The sequence below is a fragment of the Bacteroides sp. UBA939 genome (genome assembly GCF_002293435.1).
Taxonomy (GTDB): domain Bacteria; phylum Bacteroidota; class Bacteroidia; order Bacteroidales; family Bacteroidaceae; genus Bacteroides.
Genome location: NZ_DBDF01000104.1, coordinates 1 through 5,219 on the forward strand (window position 1 = coordinate 1; position 5,219 = coordinate 5,219).

General features: G+C 49.7%; 4 protein-coding genes. 2 read left to right on the forward strand and 2 right to left on the reverse strand.

Translation table 11 applies throughout. From position 1 onward, the window contains the following. Nucleotides 1-98: 98 nt before the first annotated feature. Both B2Z67_RS07220 and B2Z67_RS07225 read right to left on the reverse strand, forming a co-directional pair. Nucleotides 99-1,241 carry a DegT/DnrJ/EryC1/StrS family aminotransferase gene (locus B2Z67_RS07220; RefSeq protein WP_291529146.1) on the reverse strand — a complete coding sequence of 381 codons (1,143 nt, stop codon included), beginning with the start codon at nucleotides 1,239-1,241 and terminating at the stop codon, nucleotides 99-101. Further along, entirely contained in the window at nucleotides 1,238-2,197 is a 960-nt protein-coding gene (locus B2Z67_RS07225) for a GNAT family N-acetyltransferase (protein WP_414630789.1), read from the reverse strand. The genes B2Z67_RS07220 and B2Z67_RS07225 overlap by 4 nt, the downstream gene beginning before the upstream one ends. A 324-nt stretch (nucleotides 2,198-2,521) precedes the next feature. Between B2Z67_RS07225 and B2Z67_RS07230 the strand changes: the two genes are divergently transcribed. After that, nucleotides 2,522-4,255: a pectate lyase gene (locus tag B2Z67_RS07230; RefSeq protein ID WP_291529149.1), complete on the forward strand. Its 1,734-nt coding sequence runs from the start codon at nucleotides 2,522-2,524 to the stop codon at nucleotides 4,253-4,255. Further along, nucleotides 4,197-4,652, forward strand: coding sequence for a hypothetical protein (locus B2Z67_RS07235; RefSeq protein WP_291529148.1), 456 nt, complete (start codon nucleotides 4,197-4,199; stop codon nucleotides 4,650-4,652). Before B2Z67_RS07230 ends, B2Z67_RS07235 begins: the two co-directional genes overlap by 59 nt. Nucleotides 4,653-5,219: the final 567 nt, after the last annotated feature.

A 5,219-nucleotide genomic window follows, 5' to 3' on the forward strand; every position in this document is an offset into this window, starting at 1 on the left:
GATACTCTTGCTAATCACTTATCACTTAAGTAGCTGTTCATTAGACCTTAATCACTAATCAATTCTCATTTATAGCATAAACCAATTGTGATTTCGTTTTAGCCGAAAGCGTTTATACAATCAATAATCTGTCCCACCTCTTCGTTCGTCAGTAAGGGAGAAATGGGAAGACTTAGCTCCTCATTATGGATACGTTCCGTAATGGGGAGTTGCTGTATCCCGTACTCTTGCTTCAGTGCTTCTTGCCGGTGGGGCGGGATGGGATAGTGTACCTGGGTTTGGATATCGTGTGCCGCCAGGTGACGCTGCAACTCATCCCTCCGGGGAGAAAAGACGGGAAAGACGTGGAAGACGTTCGATTCGTTAATGTCGCCGGCATTGATGATGCTGCGCAGCGCCGTAGATTCCCAATGAATGTTTTCCTGATACAGCCGGGCTATCTCTCTTCTCCGGGCATTGTCCCTGTCCAGACGGGAGAGTTTTACAGAGAGAGCTGTTGCCTGGAGTTCGTCCAGGCGACTGTTGACACCTTGATACCGGTGAACGTATTTCTCCGTACTGCCATAGTTGGCAATGGAACGGACGATGGTGGCGAGAGCGGCATCGTGAGTAGTGACGGCGCCCCCGTCTCCCAATGCTCCCAGGTTCTTGGCGGGGTAGAAGCTGAAGGCGGCGGCATCACTCAGGTTTCCGGCACGCAGGGGTTGGTTCTCTTTTCCCGGCAGACGTTTCTCGTAGATGGCGCCGTGCGCCTGCGCTGCATCTTCTATCACTTTCAGTCCGTGGCGGGCGGCTAAGTGATGCACGTCCTGCATATCGGCTAAACGACCGTACAGATGTACAGGCACGATGGCGCGCGTATGGGGAGTTATTAACGCCGCAGCACGGTCTGTATCTATGTTGCATGTATCGGGAGAAGGTTCGCAAAGCACCGGTTTAAGTCCGGCACGCAACACGGAGAGCATGACTGCTATGTAGGTATTGGCTGGCACTATCACTTCGTCGCCTTCGTGCATCACTCCCAACTCCCGGTAAGCAAGGAGTATCAGGGTAAGAGCATCCAAACCATTCCCGGTACCTATGCAATGGGGCGTACCGCAGAAATGGGCAAACTCCTGTTCAAACCGTTCTGTCGCCTCACCATACAGGTACCAGCCGGAGTGTAACACGCGCAGCAGGGCAGCGGAAAGCTCCGGCTCGAAGGAAGCGTTGATTCTCTGCAGTTCTAAATACTTTATCATAGTTTCAATTCATAAACGTCGTACATGATTGCTCTGGCTCCGAAGCCTTCTTTCTGAAACAGCAGTCCTTCGTTCAGTACCCGCCCGCCCTGCTCGGTGGAGATGCCGAAGTCGAAATATTGTTTGCGGGCATAGCGAACATGGATAAGATGATGGAAGAGCAGGTCGAGCGCTCCGTATTTCTTTCCGCGCGGCGAAGCGGCGATGTACTGCACGTGGGCTACTTCATCTGTTTCGTATATCACGCATCCGCCCAATGTACCTGCCCCTTCACATACCCGGAAGAGGGAAATCCGACGAGGGAAGTTGCGGTGCAGGCGGGTGATTTCATCTAATGAGTGTACAGGCATGGCATCGTGGCATTCCCTTAAGTTGTCCTCCAAGATATGCCAGAAAGCGGCGAAGTCCTCATCTTCCGTGATACGGAGGTTATACTTCTCCGCACGCTTTTGTTGCCGGCTGCGCAAGGTGCGGAAAGGCAGGCAATTGCCCGGAAGGACAGTGGACGAAATACTTCGTGCCGCAAGGGTAGCTCCAAGGCGTGTGAGTACAAACAAATCTTCTTCCGACGGATACCGGTGGTAAATATGAGGTATGGCACGGTAGACCAGTGAAGTAATTCCGTGCTCCGTGCGCAGGTATTCCAAGGCGGTCAGGAAAGCACTTTCCACTTTCTGTAAAGTAATGGATGGGGAGAGAAGCATTCCGCCGTAAGTCAGCCCTTGATGGGAATAGTAACAACCGCCGGAGATATTCCCGGGAAGCAGAGCTACCGGTTTCCGGTTACAGTAAATCAGCAGGGAACAATCCGTAAAACGATCGGTATGATAATCCATATAATCGCGTAGTAGCAGGAATGTTCCGTTTCTGGAACGGTGCACGAAGCGATCCCAGCGTTCTTTCTGTTCTGCCGAGTAGCGGAGTACTTGCCATTGTTGGCTATCAAGCGTATTCATTCCCATGTCTTTAGCTCACTCTTTCGTGTCTTGAAAGATTCAAAGAGAGTTTTGAAGGACTCAAATATAGATATATTCATCTGATTTATAACGCAGGTTTCGCCGGTTTATTATTTATTCCACTTTTCCCGTCAATTATTCCCCCTATGCTTTTCTCGATTCGCCGTACATTTGCTTCCACTTATCAATATTACTAATGTACGTATGAAAAAAGTTGTTTTATTTTTAGCCCTTATATGGAGTGGTACGGCATTGTTTCCGCAACAACCCGTACCCGTCAAGCCACGGATACTTATCAGTACGGATGTGGGAGGAACCTCTTCCATGAAGAAAACCGAAAATCTACCGGCTTTCCCCGGTGCTGAGGGCTTTGGACGCTATACCACCGGTGGACGAGGCGGGAAAGTATATCACGTAACTACGCTGGAAGATGGCATCGAACCGGGAACCTTGCGCCATGCCATACAACAGGAAGGGTCGCGGACGATAGTCTTTGATGTAGCAGGCACAATCTTTCTCCGGTCAAGTCTGAGAATTGCGAACGGGGATTTGACTATTGCCGGTCAGACAGCACCCGGGCAAGGCATCTGCATTGCCCGCTATCCGGTGACTGTTGACGCTAATAATGTGATAGTCCGCTATTTGCGTTTCAGAGTAGGCAATGAGAGTGGCGGCGAACCGGATGGCTTTGGAAGCGCCGATTGCCGGGATGTTATCATTGACCATTGCTCCGTCAGTTGGTCGGTAGATGAAACCTGCTCGGTTTATGGAGGAGAAAATCTGACCGTACAATGGTGCCTGATATCAGAAAGCCTGCGCACGGCAGGACATGCAAAGGGAAAGCACGGATATGGCGCCATTGTAGGAGGGGCGAAATCATCGTTCCATCATAATCTGCTGGCACACCACGAAAGCCGTACGCCCCGCCTTGGCCCGCGAGTTTCCACGCAGGAACGTGAGTATGTGGATATGCGCAATAACGTCATCTACAACTGGGCAGGCAACGGTTGCTACGGAGGCGAAGGCATGAAAGTGAATATTGTCAATAATTACTATAAGCCCGGACCGGCTACTCCTAAAAACAGTCCCGTCGGTTATCGTATTGCAGCGCTTGGTGTACGCACCACGAAGTATTGTACCAATGCCAACGGCAAACCAAACGCCTGGAAACCTATGGAACATGTATGGGGCAGGTACTACGTGGACGGCAATGTAATCGAAGGAAACGAAGATGTGACTAAAGACAACTGGACTAAAGGTATTTACGCACAAATCAGCAATGCCGCATGTGATAATACGTTTACCAAAAAGGTGGAGCGCGAGATACGCCTCTCCGCTCCCCTTGAAACCGGTGTTGTTACTACTCATTCCGCCGAAGAAGCCTATAAACTTGTTCTGGAACAAGCCGGCTGCTCAAAACAACGCGATATCATTGATTCACGCATCATAGAGGAAACCAGAAACGGTACGGCAACCTACACCGGAAGCATAACCAAGAGAGCGGAAAAAGAACCCGGACTGATAGACCTTCCTGCCGACGTAAAGCCGGAAGGCGCAGCCAGTGCATGGCCTGAGTTGAGCGATGGCGGCGTTACAATCGCCGAGTTGACGGATACCGATAGCGACGGCATGCCCGACCGTTGGGAACTTACGCACGGATTGAATCCGGAAGATGCAGCCGACGGTGCAGCCACGACCTTGAGCCGGGAAGGATATACCAACCTGGAAGTTTACCTGGAGAGTTGTGTAACAAATACCTCTTCCGCCAAGATAAAAGTACATACTATCGGCGATTCTACGATGGCGGATTATGTGGAAAACACCACGCGTACCCGTGGTTGGGGAGAGGTGTTACAGGAATTCTTTTCACCGGATGTTCAGGTCGTCAACTATGCCCGCGGAGGAAGAAGCTCACGTTCTTTCTGTGAGGAAGGTCTTTGGGACAAAGTGAAAGGAAATCTTTCGCCCGGCGACTATGTTTTCATACAATTCGCGCACAATGATGAGAAAGAAGGCGGAAAGGATGGAGCAGACTGCCGTGAGCGGGAATCTGGATAATATGGCAATGAAAGGTTTGGAGGAAGCCGAACGCGGATTGACCATAGAGAAAAACCAATGGCCTGCCGATATAGATGAAGCGGGAAACCGGTATGTAGAGTTCGTGATAGGAGGAGCAGAGAAAACACTGCTTGTTCAGCAAATATCTTTCGTGCTTGAAGGTAAGATTTGCTATCGTATCGCTTATGCACGCGGGAAAGATTTTTATCCCCGGACGGATATGGGTGAAAGACAACAAGCCACTGACAGTACGGACAAGGTAGTACTCCCCGTTAACGAAACCCTGAATCCGGGCGAACGCTTGCATATACGGTTGTTTCCCTGGAGTACAAAAGCCGATAAGGATTTGTATTTTAAGATAAAAGAGGGGACGTTTACAGGGGTTGAGATTGAATAAGTGCGCTGATAAAATGCCTTTCCCCCCCAATACATATAGTTTGTTTCCGGGGTTCACACTCTTCACATACCTCTGTAATTCCCTTATTCATGGCACTTAACGGGTGAAATCAGACCGCAAAAAGTGCCCTTTTTAAGGGTTCACAGCCTTCACCCCCCTCGTGGGGACGTTTACCACCCCTCGTTTGTTCCGGCTTTCAGTTGACCGGACGAATATTTACTCCCGTAGAGCATTGTCCGGAAACCATAACTAAAGATATGTGCTCCACAACCCCTCCTATCGTATTAAATCAACCTGCGAGAAACGGTCAACTCCAGTTGTCCGATCAGCCGACTCCAGTTGTCCGATCGGTCGACTCCAGTCGGCTGATCGGACGACTAAAGTCGGCCGTTTCAAATATCTGTGTACTAATTAGTTTGTAGCATAAACGAGAATTTAGATGAGAATGGGTACGCGGGCGAAGCGAAGCTTCGTTGTGATAAGTGATAAGGGATTAGTGATTAATGTTTAGTGATTAATGATTAATGTTTAGTGATAAGTGATTAACAAGAGTATCTCTATTCTCCT